We start from the raw sequence: 21,354 nt of genomic DNA, 5'->3' as shown, positions 1-21,354 counted from the left end.
CTCCTTCCCTAGTCCGAGGCGTTTAGCCTAATCCCGATTCGAAGACGCCGCCATGACGAACAGGCGACGAAACCGGCTCATTTTCGCTCAGGGAAGCCCGGCAGGGTCCAGCCCCAGCGCAGGGCGCCGGCCCGCAGCATGAAGCCAGCGACGGCGGCGACGATGGCGGCGGGCCAGATCGGAGCCTCTGGGATGCGCAGGATGATATAGAGGGTCGCCGCCAGTATGGCCGCCGTGACGTTGATCTCGCGCCGCAGCAGGATCGAGGGCTGGCCGGCCAGGGTGTCACGCACCACCCCGCCGAAACAGGCGGTCAGAGTGCCCATGACAATACAGATCAGAGGGTGGGCGCCGGCGGCCTCGGCCTTGGCCGTCCCCATGACGCCATAGGCGCCGAGGCCGATCGCATCGAGCCACAGCAGGGCGCGGAACCGCCAGTCGCGCTGACCGATCAACCAGATGGCCACCGCCGCCAGCAGGCAGATCGCCATATAGCGCCAGTCCTGCACCCAGAAGACCGGCAGCCCCAGCAGCAGATCGCGCAGCGTGCCGCCTCCAACTCCGGTGATGGCGGCGAAGAAGGCGAAGGTAATGACATCGTGCTTCTCGCGCGCGGCGGCCAGGGCGCCGGTGGCGGCGAACACAGCGACCCCGGCGAAGTCCAGAGCGGCGAGCACCGTGCGAGGGTCGCGCAACGGCTCCGTCAAGGCGGGATCGAGCGGGGTCACGCGGTCAGGTCCTCCAACGCGATCTCGCCCCGCTTGACGCCGCCATACCACCCCCACAGCAGATGCGCCGCCACACCGCGATGCGGTCGCCAGATCTCCGCGCGAACATAGGCCTGTTTTTCAGTCGGACGCTGATCAGCGCGGTCGGCCCAGCGTATCGCCTCCTGCAGGGCCACATCGCCGCCAGGGAAGACGTTCAGCCGCCCCTCGCAGAACATCAGATAGGTCTCGGCCGTCCATTTGCCGACGCCTTTGATGGCGGTCAGGGCGGCGATCGCATCCTCGTCGGACAGAGTCTGCATATGGTCCAGGTCGATGCGCCCCTCGACCTGAGCCAGGGCGATTTCGCGGCCGTACTTCGCCTTCTGACCCGACAGACCAAAGGCGCGCAGGGCGTCGATGTCGTGGGCCAGAACCGCTTGCGGCGTCACTGAGCCGCCCAACCCCTGGACAGTGCGCGCCCAGATCGAGGCGGCGGCGGCGACGGAGACCTGCTGTTCCACGATCATGCGGAACAGGCCTTCATAGCCACCGGGCCGCAACCGCCATTCGAAGACGGGCGTCTGGGCGTGCGCGCGCGCCAGAGCGAGGTCGGCGTCAGCCAGAGCTGCGCGGGCGGCGACGATGTCCTGGGCTGTGGGCGCGACGGGCATTTGTCCTGCTTAGGACGCAGGGACGCTGTCGGAAAGAGCGGGGCGCCGTTCGGGTCCGGAAACCGCTAGGATCGCCGAGATGTTCGCCACCCGTTTCGCCCCCTCTCCCACCGGCCGTCTGCACAAGGGTCATGCCTTTTCGGCCCTGACCGCCTGGTCCGGCGCGAAGGCGGCGGGTGGGCGGTTCGTGCTGCGGATAGAGGATATCGACCTCACCCGCTGCCGTTCCGAGTTCGAAACAGGCATTCTCGACGATCTGGCCTGGCTGGGTCTGGACTGGGAGACGCCTGTGCGGCGGCAGTCGGCCTATCTGACGGACTATGCGGCCGTCATAGATGACCTCCGAGAGCGCGGTCTTCTGTATCGCTGCTTCCGTACACGGACGGAGGTGCTCGCAGGGATTGGGAATGCGCCGCACGGCGCCATGGAGGCGGCCCGTCCAGGGCCCCATCCCTCGGACGAGGAAGCCCGTTTTCTGGATATCGGCCGTCCCTTCGCCTGGCGACTGTCGCTGGATCGGGCGCGTGACGCCTTGGGCGAGAGGGCCTGGACCCGTCTTCACTTCACCGAACAGGGCGCGGGCCCGAATGGCGAGACCGGCGTCGTGCCCGTCCGTCCGGATGCGGCGGGGGACGTGGTGCTGGCGCGCAAGGATACGGGCGTCGCCTATCATCTGGCCGTGACCCACGACGACGCCCTGCAAGGCGTCAACCATGTGATCCGGGGCGAAGACCTGTTCGAAGCGACCCATGTGCAAAGCCTGCTTCAGGCGCTTATGGGTTGGCCGGCGCCCGTCTATCGCCACCACCGCCTGCTGACGGGACCCGACGGGCGGCGCTACGCCAAGCGGGACCAGTCGGTGACCTTGGCGGAACTGCGCGCAGGCGGGCTGACGGCCGAGGCCCTGCGCGCCGAACTGGGCTTCAGTCGCGACGGCTGAACAGACGCGAGGCGCCGTAGCCGGTCAGGGCCGCCAGCACGACGCACAACAGGCCGTACAGCCAGGGCCGACGATGCGCGAACTCATAGATGTCGCGCTCCAGCCCGACCTTCTCGACCGTCAGGGTCATGTTCGACACCGACCGGGGCTCGCCGTCCTGGAACAGCCAGACCTCGGCATAGTATTTCCCGGTCGGGGCGACGGTGGGCAGTTTGACCTCGGCCCGGAACAGGCCGCGATCCACGAATTCGACCCCGTCGGGGTCGGTGTCATAGAGGGCCGCCGCCTCCTTCAGCCGGATCACGGCGCGGCGCCAGTCGAGATAGTCGTCGCCCAGGCGGCTGACGACCACGTCGCGCACCCCGTAGCGGGTCACCGTCCCGGCCTCTTCCGGCGCGTCGATGCGCAGATGGTCCACGCCGACGCCGAGCCGACGCAACTGGCCGAAGTCCGCGATGTCCGACAGGGGCCGGGTCGAGGCGGTCATGTAGAAGCCGGGCGCGCCCTCGAACAGGACCGGCCGGCTGTTTAGCCAGACCCCCATGTTGCGGGTCTTCTTGACCAGACGGACCGGCGCGTCGGGACCGCGCACCACCACGACCACGTCGGCGGGCTGGTCGGTCGGGTTGAAGACCGCGCCGTACAGCACGATCGAGGCGCCGGTGAAACTGGAATCGACGCGCACCTGGGCGTCGGTCAGGGCGGCGGCGACGCGCAGTTCGCCGGTCGTGGCCTCGGACCGATCCGGCGCCGGCGCCTCTATCGCGGGCGGGGGTGGAGGAATCGCCAGCATCAGTCCGAGATCCCCGGCGCGAGCAGGAAGATGTCGCTAGGCCGGACAAACAGGTCGAGCCCCATCTGTATGCCGACCAGCAACACGATCAGCCCCAGGGCGGCGCGCAGCTCCTCCGCCCGGAACCGGCCGGCGAACCGGGCGCCGATCTGGGCCCCGACCACCCCGCCCAGCAGCAGGATGGTGGACAGCAGGATATCGACCGTCTGGTTGCGCCCGGCCTGGAGAATAGTGGTGATGGCCGTGGTGATGATGATCTGAAACAGGCTGGTGCCCACCACCGCCCCGGCCCGCATCCGCAGCACATAGAGCATGGCGGGCACCAGGATGAAGCCGCCGCCTACCCCCATGATGGCTGACAGGACCCCGGCGAAGACGCCGAGGCCTAACGGCGGCAGGGCGCTGATATAGAGGCCCGACTTGGGGAACTTCATCTTCAGCGGCAGGCCGTAGAGCCACAGGGGGCGACGGCGGTCCTTGCGCGGCGCGGCCACGCCGCGCCGCCGACGCAGGATCTCGGTCAGGCTCTCGTGCAGCATCAGGGAGCCGATGACGCCGAGGAAGATCAGATAGGACAGGGCCACGACCAGATCGGCCTGGCCCAGCAGCCGCAGGTAGCGGAACAGTTCGACGCCCGCGAGCGCCCCCAGAGCGCCGCCTGCGGCCATGACCCCGCCCATCTTGAAATCGACCGCGCCCTGGCCAGCGTAGCGAATGACGCCCGAGGTCGAGGAGGCGACCACATGGCTGGCCTGGCTGGCTACGGCGACGGTGGGGGGAATGCCCAGAAAGACCAGGATCGGCGCCATCAGGAAGCCGCCGCCGATGCCGAACAGGCCCGAGACGAACCCGACCACCGCCCCCAGAATCACCAGGGTCGGCCAGTTCACCGAAACCTCGGCGATCGGCAGATAGATGTCCAAAGGACGCGCCTTCGGCTGGAGCGGAACGGGAGGCGCCGAAAGGCGACAGGTGATCTTTAGCGACGCGGGCGACGCGCCGCCACCCGTACGCGCAAAGGTTTAAGATCTAACCCAGAGCCTGAGCCCGGGCCTATCCTTGAGCCTGAGCCTGTTGACGCACGAAGGCGTCGGCGGCGGTGCGGGCGGCGCGCTGGGCGGTGGCGGAGGCGGCGGGACGGAGACGAGTCACCGCCGCCTGGGCTTCGCTGTCGCCGTTGCGGGCGGCGATCATGTACCATTTCAGGGCCTCAGTGGGGTTCTTGGCCACCCCATCCGCGCCGGTCTCATAGATGCGGGCCACATTGTACTGGCTGTCGGTCAGGCCGCGCTCGGCTGCGCGCAGCAGCCAGATCAGCCCCTCGGCCTGATTGGTCGCGCCGCCGTCGCCTTCGTAGAGTTGCATCCCATAGAGGTGCATTCCGCCGGGGTCGCCGGCCTCGGCCGCGCGGCGGCCCCATTGGCGGCTTTCGGCGGGATTGGCGGAGACGCCGTTTCCGCCGGTCAGATACAGCTGGCCCAGATAGGTCTGGGCGGGGGCGTAGCCGAGGTTGGCGGCGCGTTTCAGCTCTTCGACGCCTTCCATGTCGCCGCCTTCGATCCGGCCCACGGCGCGCTCGAACTCGGCGGCGCCGGCGTCGACGGTCGGGACGGCGTCGGTCGGCGTGATCGCCATAGCGATCGGCGTGTCAGAAGTGGAGGTCGAGGCCGTGGTAGGGGTTGGGGCGGCGACCGTTCCCGTCAGGCCGGGCAGTTCGATGTCGGGCAGGCCCGAACCATCGGCGATGGTCAGGAAGGCGTAGCCGCCGCCGGTCAGGGCCACGGCCGTCACCGAGGCCAGGAAGGCCTTCTTGACCGTCGAACCGTCCCGGGCGGCCTGCTTGTCCAACCGCTCCTGCAGCTTGGACTTGCCGCCGCGCTTGGGCGCCAGGCCGAACCCCTGGCGGGGCGGAGCCTCGGCCGGCAGGGCGGGCGTGATCATGGCCGCGCGGGCGGCGTCGATGGTGCTGCGGGTCGAGGCGGCGCGACCGGCGGCGGCGGCGGCGCCCATGCTGGCCCGAATCCGGCGCGGATCGACGAACTCCGTCTCGCCGCGGAAGTCGTCGTCTCCATCCGACATCGCAGGAGCAGCCGGAGCGATGATCTTGGCGACCGGCGTTTCAGGCGGAGCGGCGAACCCGCCCGCCGTGGCGTCCAGGGCGTCATCGACGTCGGCGCCGCCGAAGCCGGCGAAGGGCTGGATGACGGGCTCGGGCTCAGGTTCGGGCGCGGCCGCAAAAGTCGGCGGCTCGGGCAGCGCCTCGGGCTCCGGCTCCGGCCGGGTGGGTTCGGCCATGACGGCGGCCGAGGGCGCAGCCGGGAAGGGCGTGGCCATGGCCGCTTCGGGCGAGACGGGATCGACGGACCAGTCATCGTCCGCATCGAAGGAGTCCTCGGGGAAGACCGTCGAGCGCCAGTCAGCCTCGACCGGAGCGGAGACGGAGGCCGCGACGGCGCGTTCGGCGACGGCGCGCCGCGTCGGTTCGGCCGGTTCGCTGTCGGGAATGTCCAGCGAGGCGTCGTCCCGGGATATGGTCTGGCGCCGCGCATCCATCGTGTCGCGCGCCTCGGCCACCAGACGGGCCGTGCGTTCCTCGCTGAGGCGCATGCGCTCGGCCAGTTCGCCGGAGGCGCGATCATAGCGCTGCTCGATCTTTTCCGAGCTTTCGGACAGGCGGCGCGCGATGTCGTCCAGCGCCTGCTGCGAGCGACGCTCGGACTGGGAGATGCGGTCGCTGAGCTGGTCCGAGATACGAGTGATCTCGCCGCCCAGCTTCTCGAGCGCCAGGGCGTGGCGATCATCGCTGGCGGTCAGGCGCTGATCGACGCGGTCGACGTGGCGGGCGAACTCCTGGTCGACGCGGGCGGCGTGGCGCGACAGATCGGCATCAACCTTGCGGCCGACCACCTCGGTGACGCTGCGGGTGATGGCCTCGGCGCGGCCGACGGCCTCGCGCTCGACGGTCTGGACCCGGGCGTTCAGGTTCTGGGCGATCTTCAGGACCTCGCGGCCCATGGCCTCCAGCCCCTGGGCGCCCTTGATCTCGGACGCGTTCAACTGGTCGCCGACGGTGCGGACCGCCTGTTCGATCCGGTCGATGCGGGCGCCGGTCTCGGCGGCGTCGAGACGTTGCATCATCTCGGCGCGGTTGTTCTCGATCTGGCGGGAAAGGGTCTCGGCCAGCTTCTCGAAGCGGGCGGAGTCGCGCACGCCCTCGGGTTCGACGCGCCCCTCGGCGGCGCGGAGCCGCTGGTCCAGCTCGGCGAAGGAGCGTTCGAGCGTCTTCAGCGCCTCCGTGGTGCGGCTCTGGGCCTGGTCGAGGCGGGCCCCGACCTGGGCCAGCAGGTCCGTGCCGACGCCGGGTCCGGCGGCCTTTTCGACCGCCTCCATCCGCTGACGCAGTTCCGAGACGCCCGAGCGCTGGCGCTCCTCGATGTCGTACAGACGACCGGCCAGGGCGCCGAGAGTCTGCTCGACCTTGCCGAAGCTCTCCTGGACCTGAGGCCCGGTGTCGCGCTCGAAGGTGCGCAGGCGGCGGTGGCCCTCGCGCAGCTCTTCGGCGATCTCGTCGATCCGACGGGCCTGGCCCTTGGTCTGGGCGTCCTGACCGTCCAGGCGGCGGACCAGGCCGGACACGGCCTGGTCCACGCCCTGGATCGCCACAGTCGAGCGGCGCTCGGCGGCCTCAAGACGGGCGGCGATGGCGTCGATCGAGGCGCTGATCCGCTGCCAGCCCTCGTCCCCGGCGTCATAGGCGTCGTCGAGCCGGCGGCTGCGGCCGCGGCGTTCGAAGGTTTCGGAGGCGGCCGGACGACGCGGCAGGGTGGCGTACCCCTCGTCCTCGTCTTCCATGATCATGGAGTTGAGCCATTCGCCCAGGGTCATGCCCGAGCGACGCGCAAGATCCTTGGCGACCTCGCGGGCCTTCGGATCGATGCCCTTTACGCTCCAAGGCGCCGCTGCGCTCACTGATTCGGCTCCTGCCCCATGGGATGGAGGCTATAACGCCAATATCGAGGGTGTAAACGCATGGTTAACCGCTAGATGTTGCGGCGACTCCTCAGCCTGTGGACATCTTGCCCCGCCGGGGATTTCTGGGCGCAGCGTGGTTAATGAGGGCTTAAAGATTAACGCCTCGGTAATCGGTTCGACTTGCGTCCCCGCCCCGGCTGGGCCACCTGCGGCCTCATGAGCTTGATCCCCACTCTGATCCTGCTGGGCGCCGCCCTGGCCGTCATGGTCTTCGCCGGCTGGCGCGGCGCGCGGCCGCCCGACCCGTTCAAGGGGCCGCGCATGGTCCCCTGGCGCTTCATCATGCTGGGCGCCGCCGCCCTGGCGATGCTGCTGCTGATCCATCTGGCGACCCTGTTCGGGGCGGAACGGCCGCCCTGGGTGTCCGCCCCTTGAAGGCGAGGAGCGACGCCGCCCCGTCCGACACGAAACGAGAAGATGGCGCCTAAAACACGGTGACATGTGCCAGGCGCCATTTACTCAATTCGTTGTTTATAGACGACTTTTTTCAGGTCACAGGTGGCACGCGCGCCATCGGAGCGCGGGTTCGGACGAAGTCGAACTCCGAAAAATAGTCCAGGGGACGATGGCGATGTCAAAGACCAGGTCAGGATCATAGCCCGGCCTCCAACCCCGCCGTGTTGATCACGGCTTTTAATTTCAGGTCTCTGAAAAAACAGAACTTAATTTTCAGAATTGAGATGGCTGGCGGCGGCTCGCTCCCCTATTTGGCCCGCCCGCTCCCGACCGGCCGCCCTGTACAGGTGGTTCAGGAACCCGAGCGAGCCCGAGCGGTTGATCCTGCGAACCCCAGACAGGAGACGCACCATGGCCGACAAACTGACCCCCGCCGAGGCGGAAAAGGAATTCTGGAACAGCCTGAAGGAATCCAACACCGGCATGCTGGGCCTGGACCAGGCCGGGTACCACCACCAGCCGATGACCGGCTACGGCGAGCCGGAGACCGGAACCATCTGGTTCTTCAGCCGCAATGACACCGACTTCGCCCGCGACGTGGCTGTCGGCGGTCAGCAGGGCATGTTCTGCTACCAGGCCAAGGACGGCAAGGTTCAGGCCTGTATCCACGGCGACCTGTCGATCGACCAGGACCGCGCCCGGATCGACAAATACTGGAACCCCGTCGTCGCCGCCTGGTACCCGGAAGGCAAGGACGACCCGCACCTGACCCTGATCCGCTTCGACGCCGAGGACGGCCGGGTCTGGGTCTCGGACAAGGGCGCGCTGGGCTTCGGCTACCAGGTCATGAAGGCCAATCTGACCAAGACGACGCCGGACGTGGGCGGCGTCTCGGATGTGAACCTGCAATAGGTCAGGCGCGCTACGAAACCTAGCTTCAGCCGAAAGGGGCGCGTCGACATGCTGGACGCGCCCCCGTTTTACGCGCCCGACATAAGGTCGGGCGTTCGGACCGTTAGGCGTTCGCCTCAACAACAGGCTGCTCTCCGCCGTCCCACGGCGTCCAGCTGTTCAGCGCCTGCTGAAACAGTCGAGCGGCCAGGGCGTCGCTCATCGGGGCGGCGGCGATGCGGGCCGCCTCGGCGGTTCTCAAATCCCCGATCTCTCGGCTGAGGAAGCTTACGCTGCCGGTGGGTCCCGAGGCCCTCTCAGCCAGATCCGCCGTGATCTGTTCGCGAGACGGCTGGACGGCCGCTGTTTCCGCGCTCGGGGCGCCGGCTTCTTCGGGGCTGCTGTCCAGCATCCGCTCTATCTCGGCCTTCAGCTCCGGAGGAACCTCGGAAATCTGCGCCGGGTCGATCGCAATGAGGCGGCCGACGAGGAAGTCATCGACAGACAGCGGCTGATCTGTATCCACGCCGCGCCGTGTCATCAGGACGCGGCCGGTCGCATAGCCGGCATCATAGGCGGCCGCACGGCGCAGATCCGCCGAAGCCTCGCGTTCCGACTTTGACACCAAACCGTCGCCGTCTGTGTCCGTTTCGGCAAACCAGTCGGCAAGATATTCCTGATCGGAAATGGATTCCGACCCGGACTGGGCCTGGATCAGGGCGTTCAGGGTGTCGGCGCCGAATGTGTCGGCGGGAGTCATCTCGGCGCGGGTGACGCGGCCGTCCGCATCGGCGTCGAAGGTTTCGAACGCCTTGGAAACCTTGGCGTTTCCAGCATCGACCGCGCTGATCTCGTCGAGGGTCAGGGCGTCGTCGCCGTCGGTGTTCAGACGGTCGAACAGCTTCTGATAGAGCTGTTGCGTGAGGGTGGAACCCGCAGCGGAAATCGTGGTCATGGCCTCAGCCTCCCCAGGGCGCGACAAGCGTGACCTTAGGGAAGCAAGAGCCAGACCGCGCGACGCACGGTCTGGCGATCGTCAGATCGGGGTCAGCCCGCGAAACACCAGGCTAGGACCGCCTTCTGGGCGTGGATGCGGTTTTCGGCCTCGTCCCAGACCAGGGAGCGGGGACCGTCGATGACGGCGTCGGTGACTTCTTCGCCCCGGTGGGCGGGCAGGCAGTGCAGGAAGACCGCGTCCGGGTCGGCGAGATCCATCAGGGCCTCGTCCACCGCATAGGCCTCGAACGCCGCCAGGCGCGCCTCATAGTCCTGGTCGCCCATGGAGACCCAGGTGTCGGTGACGACGACATCGGCGCCCTTGACCGCCTCGCGCGGGTCGCTGGTCAGGGTGACGGCGTTTCCGCCCTTGGCCAGGTCGCGCAGGTCGGGGTGGTACTCCGCCGGGCAGGCGACGTTCAGGTGGAAGCCGAACTTGGGCGCCGCGTGCATGAAGCTGTGGCAGACATTGTTGCCGTCGCCGATCCAGGCGATGGTCTTGCCCGAGACCGGGCCGGAATGCTCCTCGATCGTCTGCAGGTCGGCCAGGATCTGGCACGGATGCGACCGGTCGGTCAGGCCGTTGATCACCGGCACGGTCGAGACGCGGGCGAAGCGTTCGACGTCCTCGTGGCTGTTGGCGCGGATCATGACGGCGTCGACCATGCGCGACAGGACCCGGGCCGTGTCCTCGACCGGCTCGCCCCGGCCCAACTGCATATCGGAAGCCGTGGCGATGATGGCGGCGCCGCCCAGCTGGCGGATGGCCGCGTCGAAGCTGAACCGGGTTCGGGTCGAGTTCTTCTCGAAGATCATGGCCAGGACACGATCCCGGCCCGGCGCGTCGGCGTCGGGCCGCCCCTGGGGCCAGCCCTTGCGGGCGGCCTTTCGGGCGTGGGCGTCGTCCAGGATGGACCGCAGATCGGCGGCGTCCAGCAGGTGGATGTCGAGGAAGTGCCGGACCATTGCCTAACTCCGCTCATCCCCGCGAAAGCGGGGACCTAGTGCTTTGGGCGACGGGCGCCCGATGTCTGTTACATCCGCCGGTCCAGGCGCTTTCGCATAAAAGGCCTGGGTCCCCGCTTTAGCGGGGATGAGCGGTTTGGAAGATCAGGCCGCCCACTTCTCGCGGGCGGCCTCGCAGGCGGCTTCGAACCGGGTGATCAGTTCGCGGGCCTCTTCGAGCGTCAGGTTCAGCGGCGGCAGCAGGCGCACGCAGTTGTCGCCGCCCCCGGCGATCAGCAGCTGTTGCGTGTCGCGCGCCAGGGCCATGAACTCGCGATTGTTCGGAACCAGCTTGACCCCGATCAACAGCCCCTTGCCGCGCACGTCGACGATGACGTCCGGGAAGCGGGACTGAAGCCCCGCCAGCTGCTGCTTCAGATAGCCGGCGATCTCGTTGACGTTGTTCAGGGTCTCGGGCGTGTTGATCAGGGACAGCGCCTTCAGACCCACGGCCATGGCCAGGGGATTGCCGCCGAAGGTCGAGCCGTGGGCGCCGACCGTCATGCCCGAGGCCGCGCGGGCCGTGGCCAGGCAGGCGCCGATGGGGAAGCCGCCGCCCAGAGCCTTGGCCACCGCCATGATGTCGGGCGACATGCCGGCCCATTCGTGGGCCCACAGCTTGCCGCTGCGGCCCATGCCGCACTGGACCTCGTCGAAGATGATCAGGACCCCGTGCTCGTCGCACAGGTCACGCAGGCCGCGCAGACATTGTTCCGGCATGGCGCGGCAGCCGCCCTCGCCCTGGACCGGCTCGACGATGATGGCGGCGGCCGTGGGACTGGCGATGGCGGCCTTGATCGCCTCGTGGTCGCCCCACTTCAGCTGGTGGAAGCCTTGCATGGCCGGGCCGAAGCCCTCGGTATAGCTGGGGTTGGCGGCGGCGTTGATGGCGCCATAGGTGCGGCCGTGGAACGAGCCGTCGAAGCCGTAGATATCGATCCGCTCGGGCGCGCCGTTGGCCGAATGATATTTGCGCGCCGTCTTCAGGGCGCACTCCACCGCTTCGGTGCCCGAGTTGGTGAAGAAGACTACGTCGGCGAAGCTGCTCTCGCACAGGGCGTCGGCCAGGGCTTCCTGGCCCGGGATGCGGAAGATGTTGGAGACGTGCCACAGCTTCTCGGCCTGATCCTTGACCGCCTGGACCAGTTCGGGGTGGGCGTGGCCCAGGCCGTTGGTCGAGATGCCGGCGACGCAGTCCAGATACTCGGTCCCGTCGGTCGACCACAGGCGAGCGCCTCGGCCGCGTTCCACTTCCAGCGGCGCGCGATTGTAGACACCCATCAGATGGTTCGTGGACACGGGACTAAGACCTCCAAAAGCGATACGGCCCCGACGCGAGGCGCGACGGAGCCGGTTTCATAGGGACAGGGGTTGTCGGACGGGCGACGGTGTTAGTCAACACCGTCGCTGGGGGCTTTCGTCAGGGCGCCGTCCGGTCCAGCCGCAGGGTCAGGTCGGCGATGAAGCGGCCGAAACGGGCCACGTCCTCGCCGTTCAGATAGGACAGCTTGTCTTCCGTCGAATGGATGCGCTGGAAGACCGGCGGGACGAAGCCCTCCTTCAGGCCGTTATCCTCGCCGCCATTGAAGGCCAGCCACATCTGGTGGGCGCCGACGGCGTCCTGGGTTCCAAGCGAGACCACTGGCACGCCGGCGGCCGAGAAGACCCGGTCGTCGCTGGGCGGATAGACGGGGAAGGCGACGCAATCGACGCCCTGCTCCGCGCACTGGCTGCGCAGGGCCGTGAGCACGAAACCGGACTGGGCGCCGTTGTTCTCGCCATACATGACGGTGCGGCCATAGGCGGCGACGTCGGCGTTGATCACGGCGTGGATGCGGGTCTTGTCATGGGCGTCCAGCCAGGCCTTGGCGCCGATCAGGCCCAGCTCCTCCTGGTCGGTCAGGACGAAGATCAGCCGGTGGCCGGTCGTCTGGCCCTTCAGCGCCTTCATCGCCTCGATCATGGCCAGGACCGAGCCGGCGTTGTCGACGATCCCCTGGGACATCGAGCCGTCGCGCAGCTTCACCGCGTCATAGTGGGCGGTCAGGACGATGTCCTTGGGGCCGTCGCCCAGGGTGACGACGACGTTCGAGCCGGCCACGGGGCCGGTGCGTTGATTGCCGCCGTCGAAGGCCTGAATCTGGTGCGGGAGGCCGGCGGCCGTCAGTTGATCGACGATGACGGCCATGCGCTCGGCGTTCGTCGGTTTCACGAAGGCGGCGGCGGCCGTCTGTATCTCGGCGCCCGAATCCTGGGCTGTGGCCGGAAGGGCGACAAGAAGCGCCGCAGCGGCGACAAATGAACGGAACAACATGGCGGACCTCCCCAGGGTGATCCGCCAGAGTTAGCCGCCTAGCTCTTCAGGCGCCAGCCCGAGCGGAACACGCGCCAGCAGACGACACCCATCACGACCATCAGCACGGCCGAGCCGATGACGCCGATGGTCAGATTGCTCTCGGCATGGCCGATGAAGCCGTAGCGGAAGCCGTCGATCAGATAGAAGAAGGGGTTGTAGCGGCTGAGCGAGCGGAAGGGCTCGGGCAGATTGTCGACCAGATAGAAGGTGCCCGACAGGAAGGTCATGGGCATGACGATGAAGTTCTGGACCGCCGACAGATGGTCGAACTTCTCGCTCCACAGGCCCGCAAGCACCCCGGTCATGCCCATGATGAAACTGGCGGCCAGGGCGAACCAGACGATGGCGAAGACATTGGCCACGCCCAGGGGGGCGAACGGCAAAACGCACACGGCCGTGACCAGACCGACCACCGCGCCCCGCGTCGCCGCGCCCAGGGTGAAGCCCAGGGTCAGCTCCAGCGGGCTGAGCGGCGGGGTCAGGAAGTCCGTCGCCGTGCCCATGATCTTGGCCTGGATCAGGCTGGACGAGGCGTTGGCGAAGGCGTTGTTCAGCACCGCCATCATGATCAGGCCGGGCGCCACGAACAGGGCGAAGGGCGTGCCGTGCAGCGGCGGCCGGGCGTCCTGAAGCGCGACCACGAAGACCAGCATATAGAGCAGGGTCGTCACCACCGGGGCCGCCACCGTCTGGGCCCCCACCTTCCAAAACCGCCGCACCTCGCGAAGATACAGGGTCTGCACCCCGATCCAGTTGACCCCCGGATAACGCCGCGGCTGCGGCAGGCCGGCGGGGCGAGTGGCGATCAGAGCGGGCGTGGTCTCGGTCATGGGGCGCCAGATGCGCTTTGGGACGTGGCTTCGCAAGGGCGTGGTGACTCGGGATTGGTGAATCGTGACCTTCGCTGAGTGACGTTTCACGCGTCACCCTTTACGCCTCCGGCTTAACCTTAACGAAGATTCAACATCTGGTTTCTGTGGACGGTTGATTCGCACATCTTGCGTCTCTTAACGGCTGGTTTACGATTAGTGGTAGGTCAAGACCCCGGAGGGGGAGCCTGGACCTAGATATTGAATCCAAACTCGCTGGAGGGTGGCATGACCGCAGGCTGGACCGACGACCGCGTAGGCGCGCTGAAGAAACTCTGGCTTGAGGGCCAGTCCGCGAGCCAGATCGCCAAACAACTGGGCGGCGGGGTCACCCGCAACGCCGTGATCGGCAAGGTGCACCGTCTGGGTCTGTCAGGCCGGGCCGCCCCGTCGCAGCCGGCGCGCACCGCCACCACCTTCCGCACCACCCGCCCGCGTCCGGCCGTGACCACGGCCCAGACGCCCCAGCCCTCGGCCCCGCGTCGCCTTGAGGCCGTCCAGCCCAAGCCGGTTCAACCGGCCGCCCCGGCGCCCGCTCCGATCCCGGATCTGCCGGGCACGGCCACGGTCATGACCCTGGGCGCCCACATGTGCAAATGGCCGATCGGCGACCCGTCGTCGCGCGAGTTCAGCTTCTGCGGCCGCCGCGCCTCGGAAGGCGTCTATTGCGTCGAACACGCCCGCGTCGCCTACCAGCCGCAAGTCCGTCGCGGCAGCAAGGAAAGCGGTTCGGACCTGGCCCGCAGCCTGCGTAGATACATCTAAGGGCGCTATCGCGCTTCGCGCTACTTGAGCGCGGCGCCTCGCGCGGGTCATCCCCGCGTCACAGATGCTCTTTAGGGAGCCGACTTCCCCCTCGCCGGCCTGCGCAAGCGGCCGGCGAGACTCAAGGGGGCGGGGCTGCGGTTCATCCGGGTTGACGCAGCCCCATCCGCTTTTCGATCAGTTCAGCACCCGCCGCGCATCGGGCGTGTCCAGCGAGAAGGCCGGAATCTCCGCCTCGAAACTGCGGCCGTCCGCATCCGTCATATAATAGGCGCCCACCATCGACCCGCTGTCGGTGCTCAGCGGACAGCCCGAGGCGTAGGCGTAGCTGCCGCCCGGTTCGATCACCGGCTGTTCGCCGACCACGCCGGGGCCGCGCACCTCTTCAACATGGCCGTGGCCGTCGGTGATGGTCCAGCGGCGGGCCATCAGCTGCACCGTCGATCCGCTCAGGTTCACAATCTCGATCTGATAGGCCCAGACCCAGCGGCCTTCGTCGGGATCGGACTGGCCCGCCAGATAGGAGGGCCGGACCCGGATCAGGATGCCGTTCGATTCGGCGGTATAGGCAGGACCATCGTGCATGGGCTATATGCTCGCCCCGCCGCGCGCGGGCTGCAAGCGCGACTTGGCGACAAGTCGTGAAAACCGTGTGAGACAGACGCCATGAGCTCCTTCCAAGCGCCCCGTCCCGGCATCCTGCCCGCCCAGTCCATCGAGACGTTGATCGCCACGGGCGCCATCACGTCGGACACCTCGTTCGATCACGACCAGGTCCAGCCGGCCAGCCTGGACCTGCGCCTGTCGGACCAGGCCTGGCGGGTCCGCGCCTCCTTCCTGCCCGGTCGTCGCAAGGTCGAGGAGCGCATCGCCGATGTGGCCATGCACGCCATCGAGATCACCGACGCCGGGGTCGTGCTGGAAAAGGGCTGCGTCTATATCGTGCGCCTTCAGGAGCGGCTCAAACTGCCCCAAGGCCTGATCGCCCGCGCCAATCCGAAAAGCTCGACCGGGCGGGTGGATGTCTTCGTACGCCTGCTGACCGACCAGGGCGCCAGTTTCGACGATGTGGCCGAGGGCTATGACGGGCCGCTCTATATGGAGGTCGCGCCCCAGACCTTCTCGATCCTGGTCCGTCCCGGCACCCGGTTGAACCAACTGCGCCTCAAGGCCGGCGATCCGCCCAAGCTGGAGACCCGCTCGGTCGGCGTCGATCTGCAAGGCGGCGACATCGTCGGCTTCCGGGGCCGCCGCCACGCCGGGGTGGTCGACCTGGACCATATCGACGGCCATGACCCGCGCGACTTCTGGGAGCCGCTGACCCTGCGGCGCGGCGAACTGCTGCTGGATCCGGGCGAGTTCTACATCCTGGCCTCGTCCGACGATGTCGAGATCCCGGTCGATCAGGCCGCAGAGATGACCCCCATCGACCCGTCGGTGGGCGAGTTCCGCGTCCACTACGCCGGCTTCTTCGACCCCGGCTTCGGCACGGACGAGGCGCACGGCGCCGGCTCCAAGGGGGTGCTGGAGGTCCGCACCCACGACACGCCCTTCCTGCTGGAACACGGCCAGATCGTCGCCCGCCTGGTCTACGAGCCCCTGACCGAACGCCCCAGCCGCCTGTATGGCGAAAGCGGCAGCCACTATCAGAACCAGGGCCTGAAACTGTCGAAGCATTTCAGGGTGTGGTGAGGCACAAACCTCTCCCTCCCCCGCAGGGGGAGGGGGGCTGAGCCGCAGGCGAAGCCGGGTGGGGCGGGCCGGGCGACGCGTCGCAGACCTCGCCCGATCAAGTCCGTGCGTCGTCGCCTGGCCGCCCCCACCCCGTCGCTACGCGACGCCCCTCCCCCGCAGGGGGAGGGAGAGACGGAGACCTCACGTCAGCTTGTCGGCCTTCCTCAGCCCGGGGAACATCGCCGACCAGGCGCCGGTGGCCGCCAGCGCGCCGAAGCCGCCGAACACCGCCGCCCCGACCGCGCCCAGCAGCCGGACCATGACACCGGAATAGGCCTCGCCCAGTTCGTTCGAGGCGCCGATGAACAGCATGGAGACCGACGACACCCGGCCGCGCATATGGTCGGGCGTGGCCAGTTGGATCAGGGTCTGGCGGATGTTGACGCTGATCATGTCCGCACCGCCGCCGATCAGCAGGGCCAGGGCGCTGAGCCAGACGATCTTGGACAGACCGAAGGTCAGGGTGCACAGGCCGAACACCGCCACGGCCGCGAACATCCACCGGCCGCCGTGCCGCACGATGGGGTAACGGCTCAGATAGATGGCCACCGCCATGGCGCCGACCCCGAACGACGCCCGCAACAGGCCGAACCCCTGGGGGCCGACATGCAGGATGTCGCGCGCGAAGATCGGCGTCAGCAGGGCCACGCCGGCGAACAGGACCACGATAAGGTCCAGGGATATGGCGCCCAGGACGATCTTGGTCTGCCACACATAGGCTAGCCCCTCCTTGACCGAGTCGATGGGCGACAGGGGATTGGCCTGGGGCGCCGGCTTGCCGCTGGTGCGGATCAGGATGAAGGCGGCGACCGCCAGCAGGAACATGCCCAGCGACACCGCATAGGCCAGGGGCACATTGACCCCGACGATCACCCCGCCCAGGGCCGGGCCGGCGATGGCGCCGGTCTGGAAGGCGATGGACTGGGCCGCGATGGCGGGCGGCAGGGCCTTGCGCCCCACCACCATCGGCAGGAAGGCCTGGCTGGCCGGCGCCAGGAAGGCGCGCGCCGCCCCGAACAGGGCCGCGACCGCCAGCAGCCCCCACAGGGGCGGCGCCCCGTGCAGGGCCATGGCTAGGAAGGAACCGGCGCAGGTCGCCTCGACCAGGATGGAGATCCACACCGTGCGCTTGCGATCGCGCCGGTCGGCCATGGCCCCGGCCGGCAGGGTGAAGGCCAGCAGCGGCAGGAACTGACACAGGCCGACCAGGCCCAGATACAGGCTGGCCTGCTCAATCGGATGGTCGCGCCGGGCGATCTCATAGACCTGCCATAACAGGGCCGAGGACTGGATCTGGATCGCCAGCACGGCGACCACGCGGCCGAACCACAGCAGGCGGAAGTCGCGGATGCCCCAGGGACTGGAAGGGCCTTCGGCAGGGGCGGTGTCGGTAGAGTCTGAGGTCACGTGCGTCTGGGCTGTTTCGGATAGGGCGAACCGTCGCGGTGGAAGTAGCGGTCCGCGCCCGCAGGCAGGACCATGTCGATGTCGGGGTAGTCGCAGGCCGTCACGGTCGGGCTGCGCGTGCCGACCTCGAGCAGAACCGCCTCATGGCCGGATCGGTTCTCGATCCTGTGGCCGTTCGGGACGCCGGCCTTGAAGCCGGCGCAGTCGCCGGCGCGCAGCACCGTCTCGCCGTCGTCCTCGATCAGGACGACCTCGCCCTCGACCACCATGACGAACTCGTCCTCGGCTTCGTGCCAGTGACGCTGGCTGGACCAGGCGCCGGCGGGCAGGCGCAGCAGGTTGACGCCGAACTGGCTGAGGCCCGCCGCATCGCCCAGCTTCCAGCGGCGCCGCGACAGACAGGGGCCGGCGAATTCGTCCGGATAGGTCGTGCCGTCGCCCCGGGGCGCGCTGTCGATGTCGATCTTGGGCATGGGACTTCTCGCCGTGACGCGATGTCCGTAAAGCATAGCCGCATGAGCCGCGCATCAACTCCTGTGATCGATCCTGTCGAACTGACCCGCGACCTGATCCGTATTCCGTCCGTCACCCCCGCCGACGAGGGGGCGATGGATGTGCTGGAACGGCATCTGACGGCCCTGGGCTTCACCTGCCGCCGGCTGGCCTTCGAAGGGCCGGGAGGCGAAGGGGTCCATGCGCGGATCGAGAACCTGTATGCGCGGCGCGGAACCGCCTCGCCCAACCTATGCTTCGCCGGCCATACGGACGTGGTGCCGACCGGGCCGTCCGAGCAGTGGTCGTCGCAACCCTTCACCGCCGAGGTCAAGGACGGCCTGCTGTATGGCCGGGGCGCGGTGGACATGAAGGGCGGGATCGCCGCCTGGGTCGCCGCCGTGTCCCAGGTCATCGCCGAGGGAGAGGTCGAAGGCTCCCTCTCCTTCCTGATCACCGGGGACGAGGAAGGCCCGGCGCTTCACGGCACCAAACGGGTGGTCGAGACCCTGGCGGCCGAGGGCGAGGTGATCGACGCCTGCGTGGTGGGCGAACCCTCGTCGTCGCAACAGCTGGGCGACATGATCAAGGTCGGGCGGCGCGGCTCGCTGAACACCTGGATCACGGTCACGGGCAAACAGGGCCACGTCGCCTATCCCGAACGGGCGGCCAATCCGGCCCCGGTGATCGCCAAGCTGATGAGCCGGCTGAACGACCATGTGCTGGACGACGGCTATGAGGGTTTCCCGCCGTCGAACCTGGAGATCACCAGCATCGACATCGGCAATCCGGCGACCAACATCATCCCGGCCGAGGCGAGGGCGCGGCTGAACATCCGCTTCAACCCCAGCCATACGGGCGACGGCCTGATCGACTGGCTGAACCGCGAGGCCGGGGCCATGCAGGCCGAGACCGGGCTGCAGATCACCCTGGAGCATCTGTGTTCGGGCGAGGCCTTCCTGACCGAGCCGGGCGTCTTCGTCGCGGCGGTGCAGGACGCGGTCGAGGCCGTCACCGGCCGCCGGCCCGAGGCCTCGACCACCGGCGGCACCTCCGACGCCCGCTTCATCCGCGCCCTGTGCCCAGTGCTGGAACTGGGCCTGGTCGGCCAGACCATGCACCAGATCGACGAACGGGTGCCGACGGCGGAGTTGGAGACGCTGACGGCGGTCTATCGCCGGGTGATCGAGACGGTGTTCGAACGGCTGTAAGGCCGGGGGAATAGACTCAATCCACTGCAAAAAAATGGAGTCTATTTTCGTCTATTTCGCGCGCGGCGAGGTCGGGGCGTGGGGTGTAGGGGATTGGGTTGTCAAAGACCGGACGAGGAGTGTCGCACGGTTTTGGGGCGTGATGGGTTGAGGGGTGTTTGCGGGCGGTAGGGAGTTGAAAAGACGGAGGTTTGGTTGCGGAATTGGGATAGGGAAGATGGGCTCAGGGCCTATTGCGACGCATCCTGTCCTATCAGGACGATCTTGATCCCCCGCTCGCTCAGCCCTGCCTTCTGAACGGCAGTCCAGACGCAATCAAACTTGGCATAGGCCAAATCCGCCCCCGCAGTGGACCACACCTCAAGGTCGCCGCTGCTGGTCGGATGCAGGAGCGAGCCCTCGGCGACGCCGCAACTGCGCTCGATCTGGCGGGTCTCTAAATGGAGCCCGTCAGGTCTCTGATCCGGCGCGTGCGCCGTGCATCCCGAGAGCATGAGGAGGGCGACGAGCCAAGGTTTCATCCCCAATCATCGCCTTGATCGCAAAGGCTCGCAACGGTCGATCCAGAATATGAAGGTTGGGAGCCCACTGTCTCCTCCCCGCTCTGCGGGGAGGGGGACCGCGAAGCGGTGGCGGGGTCTGTCCGCCGCACCGAATCCGGATCAAGAGCCCCTCCGTCACGGCGCTGAAGAAGCGCCGCGCCACCTCCCCGCGAAGCGGGGAGGAGACAGGCGGGGAGCGCCCCCTAACTCCGCTCCAGGAACCGCAGCGCGGTCAGCACATGCGTCTTCACGCCCAGCGGCAACACCTTCTCGTTCGGTGAGAACTCCGGCGAATGGTTGGGGGCGGACTGGGATGGGTCGACGCCGTCGGGGCTGGCGCCCAGGTGGTAGAAGACGCCGGGGATAACCTGCTGGAAATAGCTGAAGTCCTCGGCCACCGTGGTCGGGGGCGTGGCGGGGTTGACGTTGCCGGGGCCGGCCGCCTCGGTCAGGACCGGGGCCAGCCAGACGGACAGGCCGGGGTCGTTGAAGACCAGGGCGGCGTTCTGTTTGACGCCGAACTCGGCGGTGGCGCCGTAAGCTGCGGCGACGTGGTCGATGGCGGTCTCGGCGCGGGCGACCAGGGCGTCGCGCTGGGCGACGTCGAAGGTGCGAAGCGTGCCCGACAGGGTCGCGCTGTCGGGGATGATATTGTAGCGGACGCCGGCGTTCAGGGTGGCGATGGTGAAGACCGTCGGGGTGGTGGTCGGATCGACCGTGCGGGCGGTCAGGGTGTTGACCGTCTCGATCACCTGACCTGCCACCGCGATCACATCCACGCCGCGCCAGGGCCAGGCGCCGTGGGTCTGTTTGCCCTTCAGCACGATATCGACCCGGTCGGAGGCGGCCATGAAGCCTTCGGGGCGGTAGAAGACGCTGCCCGGGCGGCCGGGCACGACGTGCAGGCCGAAGATGGCCTCGGGCTTGGGATCGTTCAGCGCGCCTTCGGCGATCATCAGGGCGGCCCCGCCCTTGGGTTCGCCGGGAGGGGCGCCCTCCTCCGCCGGCTGGAAGATGAAGACCACCGTGCCGGCGATCTGATCCTTCATCCCGGCCAGGACCTGGGCCGCGCCCATCAACATGGCCATGTGCATATCGTGGCCGCAGGCGTGGGCCACGGGCACCGTATTGCCCATATAGGTTCCGGTGGCGGTGGAGGCGAAATCCAGGCCCGTGGCCTCCTGCACCGGCAGGGCGTCCATGTCGGCGCGCAGGGCCACGACCCGGCCGGGACGGGCGCCGTGCAGGACGCCTATGACGCCGGTCTTGCCGACGCCGGTGCGGACCTCCAGCCCCAGGGACCGCAGATGCTCGGCGATGACGGCGGCCGAGCGGGTCTCGGCGAAGCCCAGTTCGGGATGCTGGTGGAAGTCGCGGCGCCAGTCGACCACCTGGGGCGTCACGCGCTGGACGGCGGCGTCCACGGTCGCCGCATCGACCTGAGCCTGGGCGGCGCCTGCCGCGAGCAGCAGCGTCAGGGTGGAGACGGCGAACAGGCGGCGCATGTGAAGATCCTGTGAAATCGTGACCGTCGCAGGATGGGG

20 protein-coding genes are annotated in these 21,354 nt (G+C 68.2%); 6 read left to right on the top strand and 14 right to left on the bottom strand.

The window, feature by feature from the left end; translation table 11 throughout:
* Positions 1-77 precede the first annotated feature (77 nt).
* Together PKE72_RS10180 and PKE72_RS10175 are read right to left on the bottom strand one after the other, a co-directional pair.
* Complete coding sequence (locus PKE72_RS10180) at positions 78-728, bottom strand: trimeric intracellular cation channel family protein (RefSeq protein WP_373878084.1); 651 nt, start codon at positions 726-728, stop codon at positions 78-80.
* Positions 725-1,381, bottom strand: coding sequence for a DNA-3-methyladenine glycosylase family protein (locus tag PKE72_RS10175; RefSeq protein ID WP_271165262.1), 657 nt, complete (start codon positions 1,379-1,381; stop codon positions 725-727). The genes PKE72_RS10180 and PKE72_RS10175 overlap by 4 nt, the downstream gene beginning before the upstream one ends.
* 79 nt (positions 1,382-1,460) lie before the next feature.
* Between PKE72_RS10175 and gluQRS the strand changes: the two genes are divergently transcribed.
* On the top strand, positions 1,461-2,321 hold the full coding sequence (gluQRS, locus tag PKE72_RS10170) for a tRNA glutamyl-Q(34) synthetase GluQRS (RefSeq protein ID WP_271165261.1): 861 nt from the start codon (positions 1,461-1,463) through the stop codon (positions 2,319-2,321).
* Here gluQRS and PKE72_RS10165 read toward each other — a convergent pair.
* The 3 genes from PKE72_RS10165 to PKE72_RS10155 all read right to left on the bottom strand — a co-directional run bounded on the left by PKE72_RS10165 (position 2,305) and on the right by PKE72_RS10155 (position 7,083).
* Complete coding sequence (locus tag PKE72_RS10165) at positions 2,305-3,114, bottom strand: TIGR02186 family protein (protein WP_271165260.1); 810 nt, start codon at positions 3,112-3,114, stop codon at positions 2,305-2,307. The two genes, gluQRS and PKE72_RS10165, sit on opposite strands and share 17 nt — an antisense overlap.
* On the bottom strand, positions 3,114-4,037 hold the full coding sequence (locus tag PKE72_RS10160; RefSeq protein WP_271165259.1) for a sulfite exporter TauE/SafE family protein: 924 nt from the start codon (positions 4,035-4,037) through the stop codon (positions 3,114-3,116). Before PKE72_RS10160 ends, PKE72_RS10165 begins: the two co-directional genes overlap by 1 nt.
* 130 nt (positions 4,038-4,167) lie before the next feature.
* A complete protein-coding gene (locus PKE72_RS10155) occupies positions 4,168-7,083 on the bottom strand; it encodes a hypothetical protein (RefSeq protein ID WP_271165258.1) in 2,916 nt (971 codons plus the stop codon).
* A 219-nt stretch (positions 7,084-7,302) separates the two neighbouring features.
* Between PKE72_RS10155 and PKE72_RS10150 the strand changes: the two genes are divergently transcribed.
* Together PKE72_RS10150 and PKE72_RS10145 are read left to right on the top strand one after the other, a co-directional pair.
* Entirely contained in the window at positions 7,303-7,521 is a 219-nt protein-coding gene (locus tag PKE72_RS10150) for a hypothetical protein (protein WP_271165257.1), read from the top strand.
* Positions 7,522-7,953: 432 nt separating this feature from the next.
* Positions 7,954-8,454, top strand: coding sequence for a pyridoxamine 5'-phosphate oxidase family protein (locus PKE72_RS10145; protein WP_271165256.1), 501 nt, complete (start codon positions 7,954-7,956; stop codon positions 8,452-8,454).
* 103 nt (positions 8,455-8,557) lie between these two features.
* Here the strand turns inward: PKE72_RS10145 and PKE72_RS10140 are convergent, their stop codons facing one another.
* The 5 genes from PKE72_RS10140 to PKE72_RS10120 form a co-directional block, all read right to left on the bottom strand.
* Positions 8,558-9,388 carry an EF-hand domain-containing protein gene (locus tag PKE72_RS10140; RefSeq protein ID WP_271165255.1) on the bottom strand — a complete coding sequence of 277 codons (831 nt, stop codon included), beginning with the start codon at positions 9,386-9,388 and terminating at the stop codon, positions 8,558-8,560.
* A gap of 92 nt (positions 9,389-9,480) precedes the next feature.
* Positions 9,481-10,395, bottom strand: a complete 915-nt coding sequence (argF, locus tag PKE72_RS10135; RefSeq protein WP_271165254.1) for an ornithine carbamoyltransferase — start codon at positions 10,393-10,395, stop codon at positions 9,481-9,483.
* Positions 10,396-10,539: 144 nt separating this feature from the next.
* Complete coding sequence (locus PKE72_RS10130) at positions 10,540-11,757, bottom strand: aspartate aminotransferase family protein (RefSeq protein ID WP_271165276.1); 1,218 nt, start codon at positions 11,755-11,757, stop codon at positions 10,540-10,542.
* A 97-nt stretch (positions 11,758-11,854) separates the two neighbouring features.
* On the bottom strand, positions 11,855-12,748 hold the full coding sequence (locus PKE72_RS10125; protein WP_271165253.1) for a M28 family metallopeptidase: 894 nt from the start codon (positions 12,746-12,748) through the stop codon (positions 11,855-11,857).
* 38 nt (positions 12,749-12,786) lie between these two features.
* Positions 12,787-13,620, bottom strand: a complete 834-nt coding sequence (locus PKE72_RS10120; RefSeq protein WP_271165252.1) for an ABC transporter permease — start codon at positions 13,618-13,620, stop codon at positions 12,787-12,789.
* A gap of 267 nt (positions 13,621-13,887) precedes the next feature.
* Between PKE72_RS10120 and gcrA the strand changes: the two genes are divergently transcribed.
* Positions 13,888-14,424, top strand: coding sequence for a cell cycle sigma 70 cofactor GcrA (gene gcrA / locus PKE72_RS10115; RefSeq protein ID WP_271165251.1), 537 nt, complete (start codon positions 13,888-13,890; stop codon positions 14,422-14,424).
* A gap of 177 nt (positions 14,425-14,601) precedes the next feature.
* Here the strand turns inward: gcrA and apaG are convergent, their stop codons facing one another.
* Entirely contained in the window at positions 14,602-15,009 is a 408-nt protein-coding gene (apaG, locus tag PKE72_RS10110) for a Co2+/Mg2+ efflux facilitator ApaG/CorD (protein WP_271165250.1), read from the bottom strand.
* 81 nt (positions 15,010-15,090) lie between these two features.
* On the opposite strand from apaG, the gene PKE72_RS10105 reads away from it, so the two are divergent.
* Entirely contained in the window at positions 15,091-16,116 is a 1,026-nt protein-coding gene (locus PKE72_RS10105) for a 2'-deoxycytidine 5'-triphosphate deaminase (protein ID WP_271165249.1), read from the top strand.
* Between the two features lie 183 nt (positions 16,117-16,299).
* On the opposite strand, the gene PKE72_RS10100 is transcribed toward PKE72_RS10105, so the two are convergent.
* Both PKE72_RS10100 and PKE72_RS10095 read right to left on the bottom strand, forming a co-directional pair.
* A complete protein-coding gene (locus PKE72_RS10100) occupies positions 16,300-17,565 on the bottom strand; it encodes an MFS transporter (protein WP_271165248.1) in 1,266 nt (421 codons plus the stop codon).
* Positions 17,562-18,038 (bottom strand): cupin domain-containing protein, encoded by a 477-nt coding sequence (locus tag PKE72_RS10095; RefSeq protein WP_271165247.1) that lies wholly within the window; start codon positions 18,036-18,038, stop codon positions 17,562-17,564. Before PKE72_RS10095 ends, PKE72_RS10100 begins: the two co-directional genes overlap by 4 nt.
* A gap of 42 nt (positions 18,039-18,080) precedes the next feature.
* On the opposite strand from PKE72_RS10095, the gene dapE reads away from it, so the two are divergent.
* Positions 18,081-19,268 (top strand): succinyl-diaminopimelate desuccinylase, encoded by a 1,188-nt coding sequence (gene dapE / locus PKE72_RS10090; RefSeq protein WP_271165246.1) that lies wholly within the window; start codon positions 18,081-18,083, stop codon positions 19,266-19,268.
* Between the two features lie 745 nt (positions 19,269-20,013).
* Here the strand turns inward: dapE and PKE72_RS10085 are convergent.
* Entirely contained in the window at positions 20,014-21,315 is a 1,302-nt protein-coding gene (locus PKE72_RS10085) for an amidohydrolase (RefSeq protein WP_271165245.1), read from the bottom strand.
* Positions 21,316-21,354: the final 39 nt, after the last annotated feature.

Origin of the sequence: Brevundimonas intermedia (genome assembly GCF_027922165.1) — a bacterium.
Taxonomy (GTDB): Bacteria; Pseudomonadota; Alphaproteobacteria; order Caulobacterales; family Caulobacteraceae; genus Brevundimonas; species Brevundimonas intermedia.
This window is presented reverse-complemented; position numbering and strand designations above follow the sequence as displayed.